Source organism: Xanthomonas sp. SI (genome assembly GCF_014236855.1).
Taxonomy (GTDB): Bacteria; Pseudomonadota; Gammaproteobacteria; order Xanthomonadales; family Xanthomonadaceae; genus Xanthomonas_A.
In genome coordinates this window covers 4,577,916-4,594,990 of the sequence record NZ_CP051261.1, presented here as the reverse complement: position 1 = coordinate 4,594,990, position 17,075 = coordinate 4,577,916, and the positions used below count along the sequence as shown (strand labels likewise).

The following is a 17,075-nucleotide window of genomic DNA, read 5'->3' as shown; positions in this document are numbered from 1 at the left end:
GCTTACGGTTCCTCACGGGTTTCGGCGTACATCCACTGCAGGTAGGCGGGCAGGCCGCCGGCGACCTCGACCTCGATCAGTTCGGGGACGTCGAAGGGGTGCAGTTCGCACAGCCGCTGTTGCAGCGCGGGGATGCGGTCGGCGGCGGTCTTGATCAGCAGCAGCACTTCCTCGGCCTGCTCCACGGTGTCCTGCCAGCGATAGGTGGCGTGCACGCCGGGCAGGCGGCTCACGCACGCGGCCAACCGTTCTTCGACCAAGACCTGGGCGATCCGCGCGGCGCTGGCGGGATCGGGGCAGGTGCTGAACAGCAAACGGAGTGGGGGCGAAGACATGCGGCCGACAGTATAGGGACGCCGGCAGGGCTTTGCCGGGCCTGGTTCGGGCATGAGTGCGCGCCCGCGGGCGTGCGGTTGCAGGCCTGTGCGGGGCTGCGCGGGATGGCGCGGGCCGGGCATGGCGCAGGGCCGCACTGCGGCGAACCGATTTTCGTCGCGGGACATGCACGGTAGCCCGATGGCGATGCAGGGCAGCAGGCGGGAAAACAGGGCCGTGATCGTGCCGGCGTTCGCACGCTGGCGGCGGCCATCTGCCGCCGAGCGCCCATTGCATGCGCGAGCGATGCCGGATGGCCCGAAGCCACCCGGATCGCGCGCTGGATGCTCCGGCGCGCCGCCGTCGGCGCGCCGGAGATCCGGCTCAGTTGAGCAGCTGGCAGGTCGCCGGCTTGGCCGAGGTGAACAGCGAGGAGGTCGCCCACTCCGGGTGGTCGATGAACGGATTGCGGTTGCCCTGGAAGCTGTACACCACTTCGTTGCGGGCACGCTCGGCGTCGTCCGGCGGATCCTGCTGGCTCCACGCGATCAGCGTCGACAGCAGGCCCATGTAGGCCGGCGAGGCCGAGGTCTGCACGATCTTGCTGCGGTCGTCGGTCAGTTCCAGGTCCGGCTCGGACTGCCCGGTGGCCGCGTCGGTGCCGCCTTCGTAGCGGATCGCCATGTACATGACCGCGCGCGCCATGTCGCCCTTGCGGTGGTTCCACACTTCGAAGCTGCCGCCGTTGCCGTCCGGGGTGCGCACCCAGTTGGAGTTGCCCGGGTAGCTGCCGCTGCCGCCGCCGAAGCCGGCGTTGGCCTCGGTGATGCGCTCGCCGCAGTTGCTGTCGCAGTTCGCGTACGGCTTGTTGCCGCGGTCGGCGTTCCAGGTGGAATCGGTCAGGTACAGCATGTGCGTGTCGGTGTACGGCGCGTAGGGCAGGCCCTTGTCGCCGCTGGCGGTGCCGAAGCCCAGCGAGTTCGGCCAGCTGTGCTCGCGGTTGTACTTCAGCCCGCTGCCGCTGCCGGCGCGGTCGGTGCCCTTGGCGTAGCTGCGGTTGCGGTAGGCGTCGAGGATGCGCCCGCTGTTGTTCGGGTCCTCGTCGGCGATCTCCAGGATGGTCCAGGTGCTGGTGCCGGAGCTGCTGCTGTACGGATAGACGGTGTGGCCCTTGATCGTCTCGTGCAGCGAGCAGCGCAACTGGCTGGCGTTGGAGGTGTTGACCCGCGAGTAGTAGCCGCTGGCACCGCCGCCGCTGCCGCTGGCGACGCTGAAGGCGATGCTGCTGTCCTGTGCCGGGTGCGCGCCGCCGGCGTCGCTGATCTTTGCCGCCAGGATGCTCAGGCTGCAGCTTTCGCCGGCGGCCAGCGCGGTGTTGGTGGAGATCGCGAACTGGCTGCCGCTGCTCGGGTAGCTCAGCGCCACCGTGCCGGACTGGCTGCAGCTCAGCCCGAACGCGCCGCTGGCCAGGGTCACCGCTTCGCTGAAGGTCACCGCCAGGTCGCCGGCGGCGGGGAAGTTGCTGGCGCCCTGTGCCGGCGTGGTCGCGGTCACCGACGGCGCGGTATTGCTGCCGCCGCCGCTGAAGGTCTGGCCGCTGTTGCAGGCGCCGAAGCTGCTGGCCGAGCTGCCGGCCCAGCTGAAGTCGGACGCGGCGCTGCCGTTGCTGCCGCGCAGCTGCAGCGAGGTGCCCGCGGCGGTGCTGTTGCTCTCGCTGACCGGCAGGTTCTGGCTGGTGAGGCCGGCCGCCGGGCCGCCACCGCCGGTGATCGCGCCCTCGTAGCTGAGGAACTGCACCACCTGGCCGCTGCCGTCGACCAGCGCCACACCGTCGTTGGGGCCGTTCTGCACGCCGTTGCTGGCGTAGCCGACGGTGGCGATGCGCACCTGCCCGCCGCAGGTGACCAGGCTGCCGGCCGGCACCGAGGTCGTGGCGTAGACGGCGGCGGCGCCGGGGTTGCTGCCGTTGTACAGGTAGACCTTGTAGCCGCTCAGGCTCTCGCCGGCGGTGGCGACGATCTCCACGCCCTCGCCGGTATCGCCGGCGGCGGTGGCATCGTCGTAGTGCAATTCGTTGATGAATACGGCGGCCTGGGCGTGGCCGGCCAGGGCCAGCAGACAGGCGAGAGGTAAGGCAACGGCGGATGGCTTCATCGACAACTCCTTTTGGATGGTCCCCCCTGGGTCTGCGAGCCTAGCCTGCCCCTGTGACAGCGTTGCGGAATCCGGGTACCAGTTCCACGGCCGGACGGGCGCCGAAGCGAAATTTTTTTGCCGCCAGCCCTTGAAAGGGCGCCGGCCAGCACCACATCTTGCGCATCCCGGCGTACCGGGTTTTTTCGCGAGCGTTGCTGGCAGTCGTCACATGCGAGTGCTAACATCGCCAGCCTTTCCTAGACCAATCAATCACTTAAGAGGGTCTCTCTCAATGAGCATCAAGCCGCTTCACGACCGCGTCGTAGTCAAGCCGATCGAAGCCGATGAAATTTCCGCCGGCGGCATCGTGATCCCGGATTCGGCCAAGGAAAAGTCCACCAAGGGCGAGATCGTCGCCATCGGCAGCGGCAAGCCGCTGGACAACGGCAGCGTCCGCGCTCCGGCGGTCAAGGTCGGCGACAAGGTCATCTACGGCCAGTACGCCGGCTCCAGCTACAAGGCCGAAGGCGTCGAGTACAAGGTGCTGCGCGAAGACGACATCCTCGCGATCGTCGGCTAAGACGCCGCCGATCGCGGGATTCGGGAGTGGGGATGAGCAGCCATACGGCTGCGGAAAAACCGGGATTCGCGCTGCGCTCGCCGCGGCGCGGTCCCGGGTCTCCCCCGAATCCCGCTCTTGGCCAATCCCTAATCCCCAATCACGAATCCCGGAGTTACACACATGGCTGCCAAAGATATCCGTTTCGGTGAAGACGCTCGTTCGCGCATGGTGCGCGGCGTCAACATTCTCGCCAATGCCGTCAAGGCCACCCTGGGCCCGAAGGGCCGCAACGTCGTGCTCGAGAAGAGCTTCGGCGCGCCGACCATCACCAAGGACGGCGTCTCCGTCGCCAAGGAAATCGAACTGGCCGACAAGTTCGAGAACATGGGCGCGCAGATGGTGAAGGAAGTCGCGTCCAAGACTTCCGACAACGCCGGCGACGGCACCACCACCGCCACCGTGCTGGCGCAGGCGCTGATCCGCGAAGGTTCCAAGGCGGTCGCCGCCGGCATGAACCCGATGGACCTCAAGCGCGGCATCGACCAGGCCGTCAAGGCCGCCGTGGTCGAGCTGAAGAAGATCAGCAAGCCCACCGCCGACGACAAGGCGATCGCCCAGGTCGGCACCATCTCGGCCAACTCCGACGAGTCGATCGGTCAAATCATCGCCGACGCGATGAAGAAGGTCGGCAAGGAAGGCGTCATCACCGTTGAAGAAGGCTCGGGCCTGGACAACGAGCTGGACGTGGTCGAGGGCATGCAGTTCGACCGCGGCTACCTGTCGCCGTACTTCATCAACAACCAGCAGAGCCAGTCGGCCGACCTGGACGACCCGTTCATCCTGCTGCACGACAAGAAGATCTCCAACGTGCGCGACCTGCTGCCCGTGCTGGAAGGCGTGGCCAAGTCGGGCAAGCCGCTGCTGATCGTGGCTGAGGAAGTCGAAGGCGAAGCGCTGGCGACCCTGGTGGTCAACACCATCCGCGGCATCGTCAAGGTCGTCGCGGTCAAGGCGCCGGGCTTCGGCGATCGTCGCAAGGCGATGCTGGAAGACATGGCCACCCTGACCGGCGGCACCGTGATCTCCGAGGAAGTGGGCCTGGCGCTGGAGAAGGCGACCATCAAGGACCTGGGCCGCGCCAAGAAGGTGCAGGTCTCCAAGGAGAACACCACCATCATCGACGGCGCTGGCGACAGCTCGGCGATCGAGTCGCGCATCAAGCAGATCAAGGCGCAGATCGAAGAGACCTCTTCGGACTACGACCGCGAGAAGCTGCAGGAGCGCGTGGCCAAGCTGGCCGGCGGCGTGGCGGTGATCAAGGTCGGTGCTTCGACCGAGATCGAGATGAAGGAAAAGAAGGCGCGCGTCGAAGACGCCCTGCACGCGACCCGTGCGGCCGTGGAAGAAGGCGTGGTCCCGGGCGGCGGTGTGGCCCTGGTGCGCGCGCTGACCGCGATCGGCGAGCTGAAGGGCGCTAACGAAGATCAGACCCACGGCATCCAGATCGCGCTGCGCGCGATGGAAGCGCCGCTGCGCGAGATCGTCACCAACGCCGGTGAAGAGCCGTCGGTGATCCTGAACCGGGTCAAGGAAGGCACCGGCAACTTCGGCTACAACGCCGCCAACGGCGAGTTCGGCGACATGGTCGAGTTCGGCATCCTGGATCCGACCAAGGTGACCCGTTCGGCGCTGCAGAACGCCGCGTCGATCGCCGGCCTGATGATCACCACCGAAGCGATGGTGGCCGAAGCGCCGAAGAAGGACGAGCCGGCCGGCGGCGGTGGCGGCATGGGCGGCGGCATGGGTGGCATGGGCGGTATGGATTTCTGATCCGCACCGGCGCAAGCCGACCTGCAGTACGCAATCGAAAGGAGCCCCGCAGCGATGCGGGGCTCTTTTTTTATGCGCTTGCGTGGCGCCGGCGCAGGACAGCGCCGCACAGGTCATGCCGGTTGCATGCCGATGCGCTATAAGCTGCGCACGCATCGCCATGCATGGGAAGCCATGGTCACACCGGTCTGCCACCTCGATCAGCATCGGCTGGACCAGCACCGGCCGGCGTTGCATCGGTTTTTGTTCCGGCGCACCGGCGACTGGTCACTGGCCGAGGACCTGGTGCAGGAGACCTTCCTGCGCCTGGTCGTGTACGCGCGCGAGCATGTGGTCACCGATATGGCGGCGCTGGCCCGCTCCATCGCGCTCAACCTGCTCAACGACCATCTGCGCCGGCGCCAGCGCCAACGCACCGAATCGATCAGCGACGACGTGCCCAGCCCGGCCTTGGGCGTGGAGGAGGCGGCGATGCAGCGCGAGCGCGTGGAGAGCTTCGCCCGCGCGCTGCAGGGCATGCCGCCACTGCGCCGCGAGGTGTTCGTGCGTTGCCGGGTGCGCGGGCAGAGCTATCGCGAGATCGCCGAGGCGCTGGGCCTGAGCGAGGGCGCGGTGGAAAAGCACGTCAGCCGCGGGCTGCGCTGGCTGCAGGAGGCGGTGGCGCGGACCGATGCCACGCGTCCGCCGGCCGGCGCCGCGGTGCGCGCTGCGCAGCGCGGCCCGGCGCAGGACGACGACGCATGAGCCGGGATCCGGCCTTGCCCCCCGGCGATCGCGCACAGGCTCCCGGCGACGCCGCGGACTGGGTGGCACGCAAGCTTGCCGGCGACGGCGCCGATCCGCCCGGCCTGCAGCGCTGGCTGGCCGCCGATCCGGCGCATCGCGCCGCGTTCGATGCGCTGTGGGCGCTGGCGCACGATGCGGCCTTGCTGGAGGCGCTGGCTGGCTTCGATACGCCGGCTGCGATGCCGCGGGTGCTGTCCGCCTCCGCATCGGCACCCGCGGCAGCGCCGCTACGGCACCGGCGGCGCTGGCAGGCCGCGGTGGCGCTGGCCGCCAGCCTGGCGTTGCTGGCCGTGCTGGCGTGGCCATGGCTGCGTCCGGACCCGGCGCCGCTGCTGGCCGCCACTGCGCCGGGACAGGTGCGCGTGCTCAAGCTCGACGACGGCAGCGTGCTCACCCTCAACGGCGCCAGCCGCGTGCGCGTGCAGCTGCGTGCGCACCGGCGCGAGGTTGCGCTGGAGGCCGGCGAAGTGTTCTTCGACGTCGCCCACGACGCGCGGCGCCCGTTCGAGGTCGCCCTGGGCACGGCCCGAGTGCGGGTGCTGGGGACCGTGTTCAACCTTGCGCGCGATGGCGCCACCAGCGAGCTGTCGGTGTACTCGGGACGGGTGGAGATCGTCAGCCGCGGCGCACGCCAGGTGCTGGCCCAGGGCATGCGCATCGACGCCGCACGCGACGGCCTGGGCGCGCTGGCCCGCTTCGACCCGGACGCCGGCGACTGGCGCGAAGGCTGGCTGCAGACCGCCGGCATTCCGCTGTCGCGGCTGGTGGAACGGCTCAACCGCCGCTCGCCGCAGTCGATCGCCATCGCCGATCCGGCGGTGGGCGCGCTGCAGGTGTCCGGGCGCTTCCGCCTGGACCAGCCGGAGCAGACCCTGGCGCACCTGGCACGGCTGTATCCGCTGCGGATCCAGCGCACGGCAACGGGCATCACGCTGACCGGCGACACCGCCGTTCACCAGTAGACGCCGCTACGCTTGCTGCCGCGGGCGGTGCCGCTCCCAGGTAGGCAGCGAATTTCCGGGATAAGACGTCGGTCGCAACCCGCATTGCGACGCGTCATAAAAATTTCATGGCGATTGCTTGTCAGGATCGTCGCTGTGCGTCGTCTTGGATGTTCGCCACGCCTCGTTGGCAACCAGACAGACGACGCTCATGCCGCCCCGTATCCCGTTCCGTTGTTCTTCCCGCTTCCCTCCGGTCACCGCGTTGGCCGTGGCACTTGCGGTCGCCGTGGCGGCGGCGCCGCTCGCCGCACAGCCCGCCCCGGCTGCCGCGTCCGGCGCCGCGGCGGTGCTGCCGCCCGGCGATCTGGGCGACACCCTGAATGCGTTCTCGCGCGCCACCGGCCTGCAGGTGATCGCCGACCCGAGCCTGCTGCGCGGCAAGCGCAGCCCCGGCGGCAGCGTCGCCGGCGATGCACGGCAAGCGCTGGCGCACCTGCTGCGCGGCACCGACCTGGGCTTCCGCCTGGACGGGGACACGGTGATCGTGCGGTCCGCCAGCGCCGATGCCAATGCCGACGCCGACGCAGCACAGGCGAGTGCGGCGCCGGCCGCGGCCGAAGCGATCGACCTGGACCAGATCGTGGTCACCGGCACCGCCACCCAGCAGCCGAAGTTCCTCGCCCCGTACGCCATTTCCACGATCGGCGCCGAAGCGATCGCGCGCCAGGCGCCGCGCAGCATGGTCGACATGCTGCGCTCGGTGCCCGGCGTCACCGTGGAGAATTCCGGTGGCGAGGCCGGCGGCGAGAACGTGGTGATCCGCGGTCTGCCGTGGTCGGGTTTCCGCCTGCTCGACGTGCTCGAGGACGGCCTGCCGCTGTTCGAGTCCAACTACGAGCGCCAGCTGCAGATCGACGAGGTGTACCGGCTGGACCTGGGCACCACCGGCGCGGAAGTCGTGCGCGGCGGGACCGCGCCGATCTACAGCAACAACGCCTCCGGCGGCGTGCTCAACTTCATCACCAACCACGGCACCGACATCGCCAAGGGCGCGGTAAAGCTGACCGGCGGGTCGAACGCGCTGGGCCGCATGGACGCCACCGCCTCCGGGCCGGTCAAGGGCAACGACAATCTGCTGTATGCGGTCAGCGGCTTCTACCGACAGAGCGACGGCCTGCGCGATCCGGGCTTCGGCAACGGCAACCAGGGCGGCCAGATCAAGCTCGGCGGCACCTACAAGTTCGACTTCGGCAAGATCTTCGCCGACTTCAAATACCTCAACGACCGCGGGGTGTTCTACAGCGCGATCCCGCTGGCCGATCCACGCAACGGCGACTCGCTCGGCGACCTGATCGATCCGTCCACCGGCACGCTCAACAGCGACAGCTTCCGCAACGTCAGCATCCGCACCCTGGACGGCAAGGGCGGCAACCGCGTGCAGACGCGCGACCTGGCCGATGGCGTGCATCCGGTCACGCGGACTCTGACCGTGGGCGGCGAGACCGAGTTCGCCAACGGCTGGCGGCTCAGCGACAAGGCCCGCTACGTCGATGGCGACGTCGGCTTCAATGCGCTGCTCAACGGGTCTCCGGTGGATGCGGCCAGTACCCTGAGCGGCCGCCTGGCCGCCGCGCGCGCCGCGTTCCCGGGCACCGCGGCGCTGCGCTACGTGCTGGCCGGGACCAACACGCCGTTCGATCCGGCCTCCACCGCCGGGCTGACCATGATCAACACCTGGTCGAGCACGCAGACCCACTACAGCGACTTCGTCAACGACCTGCGCCTGGGCCGGCTGTTCGATACCGCCGGCGGCGGCAGCCACGACGTGTCGCTGGGGCTGAGCTTCAGCCGTTTCGACCTGCAGCAACAGCAGCTCGGCAATGCGCTGCTGACCGACGTCAAGACTAATCCCGACGCGCTCGACATCCAGGCCTTGAACGCCGGCGGGCAGGTGCTCGGCAACGTCACCGAGAACGGCTTCACGTCCTATGGCAGCGGCGACCTGATCGGCGACAGCCACGGCACCGCCACCGCGCTGTACGCGGCCGATACCTGGAAGCTGGCCGATGCCTGGGAAGTGGATGCCGGCCTGCGCCGGGTGTGGCGCCGCGAGGAAGGCAACCGTGGCGTGATCGGCACCCAGACCATCGCCAGCAGCGGCCCGCTTGCCGCACGCAGCGTCACTGGTCTGGTCGGCAGCGTGCCCTACCAGAAGAACATGGCCGGCACCTCGTGGACGCTGGGCACGTCCTACAAATTTTCCGAACCGTTCAATGCATTCGCGCGCTACACCGAGAGCTTCAGTTTCCCGCGCCTGAGCGAGCAATGGGGCAATGTGGTGAACGGCGTCGGCGGGCGCATGCCCGACGGCAGCGCCACGCCGGTGACGCCGATCCGCCAGGCGGAGATCGGCCTGAAGTACGGTTCGCGGCCGCTGGACCTGGTGCTGATCGGGTTCTACAGCGACTTCAAGAACCTCAATTCCAGCACCTATGTCGCCAATGCCAGCGGCCTGCTGGTCAACGTGCCGCTGATGCTCGACACGCGCACCAAGGGCGTGGAGCTGGAAGGCACCTGGCGGCCGACCGACGCGTTCGAGATCGCCGGCTCGGTCACCGTGCAGGATCCGCGCATCAGCGGTGCCGACACCTTCAGCGGCCTGTCCGGCGCCAGCCTGGTCGACAACGAGATCCCGCGCGTGCCCAAGTACAGCTGGTCGTTGCAGCCGAGCTATCGCTTCCAGGCCGGCGAGGTGGAGACACGCGTCTATGCCACCTGGTTCGGCATCGGCCGGCGCTTCCAGGACTTCACCAACGCCAGCGTGCTGCCGGCCTACCGAACGCTCGATGTCGGCGTGCACCTGCAGCTGGACGCCAACTTCAGCGCGCAGCTGCTGTGCACCAACGTGACCGATTCGCACGGCCTGACCGAAGGCAATGCGCGCGCGCCGGGCGTGTCCGGCGATCTGGTGCAGGCCGACGCCACGGTCGGGCGGCCGATCTTCGGCCGCAGCTACGTCGCCTCGCTGCAGTGGGCCTGGTAGCGCGTCGCTAGCGATGCTGTGCGTGCGCCAGCGCCGACGGCGCAGGCACGGCAACGCGTCGTACCGGCCTCCGGTTCCGCCCAAAGGACACACGCATGCATTCCATGAATATCACCCGCCGCCGCTTCCTCGGCGGCCTTGGCACCACGCTTGCCGCGGGCATGCTGCCGATGCCTGCCTGGGCGCAGGCTTCCGCCGCGGCGGCCGCATCCGCCGACCGGCTGCGCGAGCCGCTGAGCGGCTGGACGCCCGGCATGCTCGACATCCACCACATCGGCACCGGCCGCGGCAACGCCACCCTGATCGTGTGCCCGGACGGCACCTCGATGATGATCGACGCCGGCGCGATCGACGGCCTGGACAAATACCTGATCGACGAGCTGCCCAACGACTCGCGGCGCGCCGGCGAATGGGTGGGGCGCTACGTGCGACGCCACCTGGCGCAGGCCGGCCGCCACGAGATCGACGATTTCGTGCTGACCCATTTCCACCGCGACCACATGGGCGAGCGCCTGCCGGACACGCCGATGGCCAGCAACGGCAAGTACGCACTGACCGGCCTGATCGACGTGGCGCAGATCGTGCCGATCCGCCGCTACCTGGATCGCGGCTTTCCCGACTACGACTTTCCCGCACCGCTGGACGACCCGAACCAGCTCAACTACCGCGCCTTCATCCAGGCCGAGCGCGCACGCGGCGCAGTGGTCGAGCGCTTCCGCGCTGGGGCTGGCGATCAACTGCGGCTGCGCCGTAAACCCGCCGCATATCCCGACTTCGCCGTGCGCAACCTGATGGTCAACGGCGAAGTGTGGACCGGCGAGGGCGAACGCACCCGCAACCTGTTTCCGCCCGGAGCGGTGCCGACAGAGAACCAGTGCTCGCTGGCGTTGCGCATGGACTACGGCGCGTTCAAGTACTACAGCGGTGGCGACGTCAGCAATACCACCAACTACTACGGTGACGACCCTTGGCGCGACGTGGAAACGCCAGCGGCGCAGATCGCCGGGCCGGTCGACGTGGCCGTCGCCAACCACCATGCGTACGCCGACGCGATGGGGCCGGCGTGCGTGCGTGCGCTGCGCCCGCGCGCCTTCGTGATCCTGAGCAACGATTCGGCGCATCCGTCGATCACGCCGCTGGAGAACATGCTCAGCCAGCGGCTGTATCCCGGCCCGCGCGATATCTACGCCACCGCGATGAAGCCGGAGAACATCATCGCCAACAAGCGCGTGCGCGAGATGACCAGCCTCAACGGGCACGTGGTGGTGCGGGTCGAGCCGGGCGGAGCGCGGTATCGCATCGTGGTGCTGGACAACAGTGACGAATCCGATCGCGTGCTGGCCGTGCACGGCCCGTATGCCAGCGGCCGGCGCGAGGCGGTGGGCGGCTAGCGGCAGAGACGATGCCGTGTGCATGCGGCTTCAGCCGCGACAAGCATTGCCTTCAGCGCCGGTCGGCTCGATTGCCCGAGATCGCAAGCCTCGCTGCAAAAGCTGCAAATGCCCGGCAGAAAAAAAGGCGCCAGCGCGGCATCGCTCGCCTGGACGCGGCCGCATCCGGCCTTGCCGCGGTTCATGAAGCGCGAGGCCGGCACCGCTGCCTGCGCCGTACCGCAATAGGTCTTGCATCGATGGCCGGACGTCCGCAGCAAGGCGGTGTCTTGCAATGTATTCAGGCGCCGTCGCCGCCACGGAGATGCGATGCGGACTCTGCGCAAATCGACGCGTTGCGCAACGAATCGCGCATAAAGCGGGATCGTCTACAAGATCCCTGTGGCGACGTGTTGACAACGTTGTCGCCGCATTGCAGGTTAGGTCCGCGAGCACGTCAGGGGATATACGCGCTCGCACGTTCGTCTTCCTTTTGCGCGCCGATGCGGCGCAACGCAGCGCATGCCATCGCATGCGTGCGGCTGCGCCGTGGGCAACGACACGGGATACCTCGTGTGGTGGCGGAACGAAGACGCGCATTGTTGCGCCGGCGTCCGTCGGCGTTTCCGCGCCAGCCTGCAGCAGGGAGATCCGCATGCCTCGTCATTACCTCACCACTCTCGCGCTCGGCATCGTGCTGGCGCTGCATGGCGCGCCCGACGCGCTGGCGCAGGACGCCGCAAGCGATGCCGCACCCAAGGCCGCAGCCACCGACCTGGGCCAGGTCGTGGTCACCGGATCGCGGATCAAGCGCTCGGAAGTGGAAGGCGCCGAACCGGTGGTGGTGATCAGCGCGCAGCAGATCCAGCAGGAAGGTTTCCTCACCGTGTACGACGTGCTCAATACGCTGAATCAGCAGGGTGGCGTCGAGGCCGATACCAAGTACGGCTCGCATACGCCCAACGCATCGCCGGTGAGCTTGCGCGACCTCGGCCCGGGCCGCACCCTGCTGCTGGTCAACGGCCACCGCGTCGCCGATTATCCGCAGCCCTACGCGGGCGAGAGCAACTTTGCCAACTACAGCAGCATCCCGTCCGCGGCGGTGGAGCGGATCGAGATCCTCACCGGCGGCGCCTCGGCGATCTACGGTTCCGATGCGGTGGCCGGCGTGATCAACGTGATCCTGAAGAAGGGCTACCAGGGCAACCAGGTGCGGCTGCGCGGCGGTACCGCCACCGAAGGCGGCCGCGACGTGTTCGACCTGTCCTGGGTCGGCGGCACCAGCGGCGACAGGTGGAACCTGACCTATGCGCTGCAGTGGACGCGGCGCGATCCGCTGTCGGTCGGCGAGCGCCCGAAGATGGACGACCAGGACGACGAGTCCTACAGCAACTGGACCGCGCAGGCGCGCAAGTACGGCTTCAATTCCTACACCGGCCTGACCCTGCTCGACGCCGACAGCAATCAGCGCCTGGCTCCGCCCAGCGGCACCTGCGCGCGCTTCGGCGGCCAATACATCGATTCGCAGCGGCTGAGCTACGACTACAACAGCGACACGCTCACCAACCTAGGCGGCTATTGCGGCATGGCCCACGACTACGCCGACTGGCTCGCCGCCAGCGGCGGCGACAGCGGCTCGGCGTATCTGTACGGTACCTTCGATTTCGACAACGGCATTCAGGCCTGGAGCACGCTGTCGGTGAACAAGAGCACCGGCTACTGGACCTACGATCCGCCCTACGTCTACCTGGGCCCGTTCCACGACACCGGGACCGACCGCAACCTGTACGCGATCCGCCAGCTGACCCGCTACGAATCCGGCGGCTGGAAAAATCTGGCCAATACCACCAAGGAACTGTCCTGGGACCTGAGCGCCGGCCTCAAGGGCACCCTGGCCGATCGCTTCGACTGGGAAATCGCGCTCGGCCGCGCGCGCTACACCACCGACGAATACGTGCGCACCGTGGACACGCAGAAGGCCACCGCCTATTTCCTCGGGCCGCAACTGGGCAGCACCGCCGACGGCACGCCGATCTACGACCTCAACGAGGAACGCTGGTACCAGCCGCTCAGCGGCGCGCAGTACAACGACCTGGCGGTGAAGGCGCACAACCAGGCCGATTCGTGGGTCAACCAGGCCAGCGCCAACATCACCGGCGAACTGTTCCAGGGCTGGGCCGGGCCGATCAAGTTCGCCGCGGTCGGCGAGGTGGCCAAGCAGGGCTACCGGCTCGATCCCGATCCCTGCGCCAACACCTGCTATCCGCTGGACGTGGTCGATTACGGCGGCGGCGAACGCCTGCGCTATTCCGGCGGCATCGAATTCGACGTGCCGCTGCTGTCCTCGCTCAACGCCAGCCTCGCCGCGCGCCACGACCGCTACGGCGACTACAAGTCGTACAGCAGCGATCTCGGTTCGGCGATCGGCAAGCAGAGCGACACCACCTGGAGCACCGGCCTGGAGTGGCGTCCGCTGAGCACGCTGCTGCTGCGCGGCAGCCTGGCCACCAGCTTCCGCGCCCCGGACATGCACTACGTGCTCGGCGAACCCAGTTCCACCCAGCAGACCGTGATCGACCAGTACCGCTGCATCCAGCAGGGCTACTACCTGACCGGCGGCTGCAGCGCCGAGAACGCCGACGTCTATTACCTGATGCAGGTCAACCGCCGCGGCACCCCGGATCTGGAATCGGAGCACGGGCGCTCGGCCACCGCCGGCTTCGTGTGGGACATCGCCGACGGCCTGTCGCTGACCGTCGACTACTACAAGATCCGCCTGCAGGACATGATCAAGGACATCAATCGCGACGAGATCCTGACCGCCGAAGCGGGTTGCCGTACCGGCTTGACCACCGCCGGCGGACTGTGGGTCAATCCGGGCGGCGCCGAATACTGCGCGCGCATCGTCTCGCGGGTGACGCGCGACGCCGCCGGCCGCGTGACCGGCATCGAGCAGGGCCCGATCAACATCGCGCAGATGCAGGTCTCCGGCGTCGACGCCTCGCTGAAGTACCGGGTGACCACCGCGCGCTGGGGCAACTTCAGTGTCGGCCTGGACTACAACAACCTGATCAGTTATCGCGAGCAGACCTACCGCACCGACGACTACAAGAACCTGCGCGACCAGAAGATCCGCAGCAAGCTGCGCGGCAGCGTGCACTGGGAGAACGGCGGCCCGCTGGACCTGACCGTCTACGCAAAGCGCTTCGGCTCCACCCAGGCGGTGAACTGGGGCACCTGCACGCGCTTCGACGACGGCTACCAGCCGAGCCCGTCGGACGAGTGCCTGGTCACCGACAGCGCCAACCCGCACTTCGGCGACAGCACCACGCGCTACTTCGGCCGGGTCGGCCCGGCGGTGTACTGGAACCTGACCGCCGGCTACCGCATCACCCCGAAGATGAAGGTGAACCTGTACGTCAACAACGTGCTCAACACCACCGGCTACGACAACAAGGAGCGCTACTACGGCTACCAGTTCTACAACACCACGCTGTACGACGCGATCGGGCGCGAGGTGGCTGCGGAGTATGTGTTCGATTTCTAGAGGCCGGGATTGGGGATTCGAGATTCGGGATTGGGAGACGTCGCGGATCGCTTGGGCCTTCGGGCTTTGCGACTCCCCAATCTCCAATCCCGAATCCCGAATCCCTGCTCCATCCAGTTGCCAATGCAACTGTAGCGCCCCCCAAAATCCTGTGCTATCAATGCACCCCATGAACGCCAACCGCAGCTTTTATTTTTGGTACTACGGTTTTCCGATGCCGCTGGCGGAGGAAGGAATGCGTTCACCCTGAAGGAAACTTCAGCCGCATCCCCGAAAGCCGCCAGCGAACCTGGCGGCTTTTTTCATGCCGCCGGACCTGGCCCCCCACCCAGAACCCGACGAGAGATTCCCATGCCTCCCCATACCGACGATCTGCGCATCCGCAAGATCGAACCGCTGACCCCGCCCGCCCACCTGCTGTCGCTGCTGCCCTGCGACGAAGAGGCCTCGCAGACCGTCGCCGCCTCGCGCGCGGCGTTGCACGAGATCCTGCACGGCCGCGACGACCGCCTGGCGGTGGTGATCGGCCCGTGCTCGATCCACGATCCGGTGGCGGCGATGGAGTACGCGCAGCGCCTGCGCCCGCTGCGCGACACCTACGGCGATGCGCTGGAGATCGTGATGCGGGTGTACTTCGAGAAGCCGCGCACCACGGTCGGCTGGAAGGGCCTGATCAACGATCCCAACCTCGACGGCAGCTTCGACATCAACAAGGGCCTGCGCCTGGCGCGCGGCCTGCTGCGCGACATCAACCGCCTCGGCCTGCCGGCCGGCGTGGAATTCCTCGACATCATCTCGCCGCAGTACATCGCCGACCTGGTGGCCTGGGGCGCGATCGGCGCGCGTACCACCGAAAGCCAGGTGCACCGCGAACTGGCCTCGGGCCTGTCGTGCCCGGTCGGGTTCAAGAACGGCACCAGCGGCGACGTCAAGATTGCGGTCGATGCGGTCGGCGCGGCCTCGCATCCGCACCATTTCCTGGCGGTGACCAAGGACGGGCAGACCGCGGTCGCCACCACCACCGGCAACCCCGATTGCCACGTGATCCTGCGCGGCGGCAAGCTGCCCAACTACGATGCGGCCAGCGTCGCCGCCGCCGGCCAGGTGCTGGAGAAGGCAGGTTTGTCGGCACGGTTGATGGTCGATGCCAGCCACGCCAACAGCGGCAAGAACCCGGACAACCAGCCGAAGGTGATCGAGGACATCGCCGCGCAGCTGGAAGCCGGGCAAACCCGCATCGTCGGCGCGATGGTGGAGAGCCACCTGGTCGGCGGCCGCCAGGAGCTGGTGGAGGGCCAACCGCTGGTCTACGGTCAGAGCATCACCGATGGCTGCATCGATTGGGACAGCTCGGTGCAGGTGCTGGAGCGCCTGGCGCAGGCGGTGCGCGCGCGGCGCCAGGCGCGGTTGTCGCAGGCGGCCTGAGCGGCGCAGCGCAGCGACAGGCAGCGGCTGCAGTCCGATGCCTGTCGCCCGAAAGACTCGCCGTTATCCCGATGCTCGCTACAGCCCGAGCAAAGCGGCAAGCACCACACAGCACGCGCGCCGCTCTTGTGCACGCATCCCGCTCTTCTGTAGGAGCGGCTTCAGCCGCGACGAGCGAAGGCGCGATCGCTCCGACTACGGTGACAGCAGGGATGAAGCTTCTTCTACAACGCGCGTAGCAGGGGGGCGAAGGCCTTTGTAGGCAGCTTCAGCTGCGACAGCCGGCGTTGTCAGCAAAGGCTGGGGGAGGCGCATCCAATGCGGCACCAGGCCGGGCCGTCGAAGCGGTGTCGATCCGGTGGCGGGCTGCAGGCAACGCCCAAGGTGTCCGTTGCGCATCACCCAAAAAAGACCCGGCCGTGCCGTCGAATCCAAAGGGAGAGAGCCTCTTCATCGACGGCATCCGGCCGGTGGTGAATTTATGCGCCCGTGCCGTGGCTGCGGTTTGCCGTTGTGTGCCAACGACTGGCAAGGTGTTCGGGTTGCGTTAAAGCCGGTTTCGTGGCGGTTCAGCGCGGCAACGCGATCGCAGTAGGCGGCGTCGATGCTGGCCGGCAATGCGCTGCATGCGATGCGCCGGCGCTCGCACTGGGTCGGTGCTCTGGCTGCGCGTGCCGCCGCATGTGGGCTGGCGCATTCCGCGCGCTGACCGATAATGCGCCCATGGCCGACTCCCTGCCCTGGTTCCTGTACCTGCTCGAATGCCGCAATGGCAGCTACTACGCGGGCATCACCATCGATTTGCAGGCGCGCTACCAGGCGCATCTGCGCGGCACCGGCGCCAAGTACACCCGCGCCAACCCGCCGCTGCGGCTGCTGGCCAGTCGCGCCTACCCCGACCGCGCCGCTGCGTCGCGCGCCGAATACGCGCTCAAGCAACTGCCGCGCGCGCGCAAGCTGGCTTTTCTCAGTGAGCTCGACCCGGTGTTCTCGCCCATCGATGCATAGCGGGGTGGTGGACGCTTTGCACTGACCGCATCCGAAGCCTGCCAGCATCGCCGCTTCGTTCGTCGCGGCTGAAGCCGCTCCTACAGGGGGCTTGCGGCGAGTTTGTTGG

The 17,075-nt window shown here is 68.0% G+C and carries 11 protein-coding genes; 9 read left to right on the top strand and 2 right to left on the bottom strand.

Annotation, left to right across the window (positions count from 1 at the left end; all coding sequences use genetic code 11):
• Positions 1-2: 2 nt before the first annotated feature.
• Both cutA and HEP75_RS19455 read right to left on the bottom strand, forming a co-directional pair.
• On the bottom strand, positions 3-335 hold the full coding sequence (cutA, locus tag HEP75_RS19460) for a divalent-cation tolerance protein CutA (protein ID WP_185824606.1): 333 nt from the start codon (positions 333-335) through the stop codon (positions 3-5).
• A 364-nt stretch (positions 336-699) separates the two neighbouring features.
• Positions 700-2,469 carry an endonuclease gene (locus tag HEP75_RS19455; RefSeq protein ID WP_185824605.1) on the bottom strand — a complete coding sequence of 590 codons (1,770 nt, stop codon included), beginning with the start codon at positions 2,467-2,469 and terminating at the stop codon, positions 700-702.
• A 274-nt stretch (positions 2,470-2,743) separates the two neighbouring features.
• Between HEP75_RS19455 and HEP75_RS19450 the strand changes: the two genes are divergently transcribed.
• The 9 genes from HEP75_RS19450 (at position 2,744) to HEP75_RS19410 (ending at position 16,966) form a co-directional block, all read left to right on the top strand.
• The gene (locus HEP75_RS19450; RefSeq protein ID WP_003470504.1) at positions 2,744-3,031 is read left to right on the top strand and encodes a co-chaperone GroES; all 288 of its coding nucleotides are present in this window, start codon (positions 2,744-2,746) and stop codon (positions 3,029-3,031) included.
• Positions 3,032-3,193: 162 nt separating this feature from the next.
• Positions 3,194-4,843 (top strand): chaperonin GroEL, encoded by a 1,650-nt coding sequence (gene groL / locus HEP75_RS19445; RefSeq protein WP_185814197.1) that lies wholly within the window; start codon positions 3,194-3,196, stop codon positions 4,841-4,843.
• 174 nt (positions 4,844-5,017) lie between these two features.
• Positions 5,018-5,587 carry an RNA polymerase sigma factor gene (locus tag HEP75_RS19440; RefSeq protein ID WP_185824604.1) on the top strand — a complete coding sequence of 190 codons (570 nt, stop codon included), beginning with the start codon at positions 5,018-5,020 and terminating at the stop codon, positions 5,585-5,587.
• The gene (locus tag HEP75_RS19435) at positions 5,584-6,591 is read left to right on the top strand and encodes a FecR domain-containing protein (protein ID WP_185824603.1); all 1,008 of its coding nucleotides are present in this window, start codon (positions 5,584-5,586) and stop codon (positions 6,589-6,591) included. Before HEP75_RS19440 ends, HEP75_RS19435 begins: the two co-directional genes overlap by 4 nt.
• Positions 6,592-6,781: 190 nt before the next feature.
• Positions 6,782-9,616, top strand: a complete 2,835-nt coding sequence (locus HEP75_RS19430) for a TonB-dependent receptor (protein WP_185824602.1) — start codon at positions 6,782-6,784, stop codon at positions 9,614-9,616.
• A 104-nt stretch (positions 9,617-9,720) separates the two neighbouring features.
• A complete protein-coding gene (locus HEP75_RS19425) occupies positions 9,721-11,007 on the top strand; it encodes a hypothetical protein (protein ID WP_255423915.1) in 1,287 nt (428 codons plus the stop codon).
• Positions 11,008-11,641: 634 nt separating this feature from the next.
• Positions 11,642-14,533: a TonB-dependent receptor gene (locus tag HEP75_RS19420; protein WP_255423914.1), complete on the top strand. Its 2,892-nt coding sequence runs from the start codon at positions 11,642-11,644 to the stop codon at positions 14,531-14,533.
• Between the two features lie 351 nt (positions 14,534-14,884).
• On the top strand, positions 14,885-15,958 hold the full coding sequence (locus HEP75_RS19415) for a 3-deoxy-7-phosphoheptulonate synthase (protein ID WP_185824600.1): 1,074 nt from the start codon (positions 14,885-14,887) through the stop codon (positions 15,956-15,958).
• A 723-nt stretch (positions 15,959-16,681) separates the two neighbouring features.
• Positions 16,682-16,966, top strand: coding sequence for a GIY-YIG nuclease family protein (locus tag HEP75_RS19410; protein ID WP_185824599.1), 285 nt, complete (start codon positions 16,682-16,684; stop codon positions 16,964-16,966).
• Positions 16,967-17,075 lie beyond the last annotated feature (109 nt).

Excerpts from the sequence above, each read along its gene's own strand:
- HEP75_RS19410 (WP_185824599.1), top strand. The coding sequence starts at position 16,682 with ATGGCCGACTCCCTGCCCTGGTTCCTGTACCTGCTCGAATGCCGCAAT.
- HEP75_RS19430 (WP_185824602.1), top strand. The coding sequence starts at position 6,782 with ATGCCGCCCCGTATCCCGTTCCGTTGTTCTTCCCGCTTCCCTCCGGTC.
- HEP75_RS19420 (WP_255423914.1), top strand. The coding sequence starts at position 11,642 with ATGCCTCGTCATTACCTCACCACTCTCGCGCTCGGCATCGTGCTGGCG.
- groL (WP_185814197.1), top strand. The coding sequence starts at position 3,194 with ATGGCTGCCAAAGATATCCGTTTCGGTGAAGACGCTCGTTCGCGCATG.
- HEP75_RS19450 (WP_003470504.1), top strand. The coding sequence starts at position 2,744 with ATGAGCATCAAGCCGCTTCACGACCGCGTCGTAGTCAAGCCGATCGAA.
- HEP75_RS19440 (WP_185824604.1), top strand. The coding sequence starts at position 5,018 with ATGGTCACACCGGTCTGCCACCTCGATCAGCATCGGCTGGACCAGCAC.
- HEP75_RS19415 (WP_185824600.1), top strand. The coding sequence starts at position 14,885 with ATGCCTCCCCATACCGACGATCTGCGCATCCGCAAGATCGAACCGCTG.
- HEP75_RS19455 (WP_185824605.1), bottom strand. The coding sequence starts at position 2,469 with ATGAAGCCATCCGCCGTTGCCTTACCTCTCGCCTGTCTGCTGGCCCTG.
- HEP75_RS19425 (WP_255423915.1), top strand. The coding sequence starts at position 9,721 with ATGAATATCACCCGCCGCCGCTTCCTCGGCGGCCTTGGCACCACGCTT.
- HEP75_RS19435 (WP_185824603.1), top strand. The coding sequence starts at position 5,584 with ATGAGCCGGGATCCGGCCTTGCCCCCCGGCGATCGCGCACAGGCTCCC.
- cutA (WP_185824606.1), bottom strand. The coding sequence starts at position 335 with ATGTCTTCGCCCCCACTCCGTTTGCTGTTCAGCACCTGCCCCGATCCC.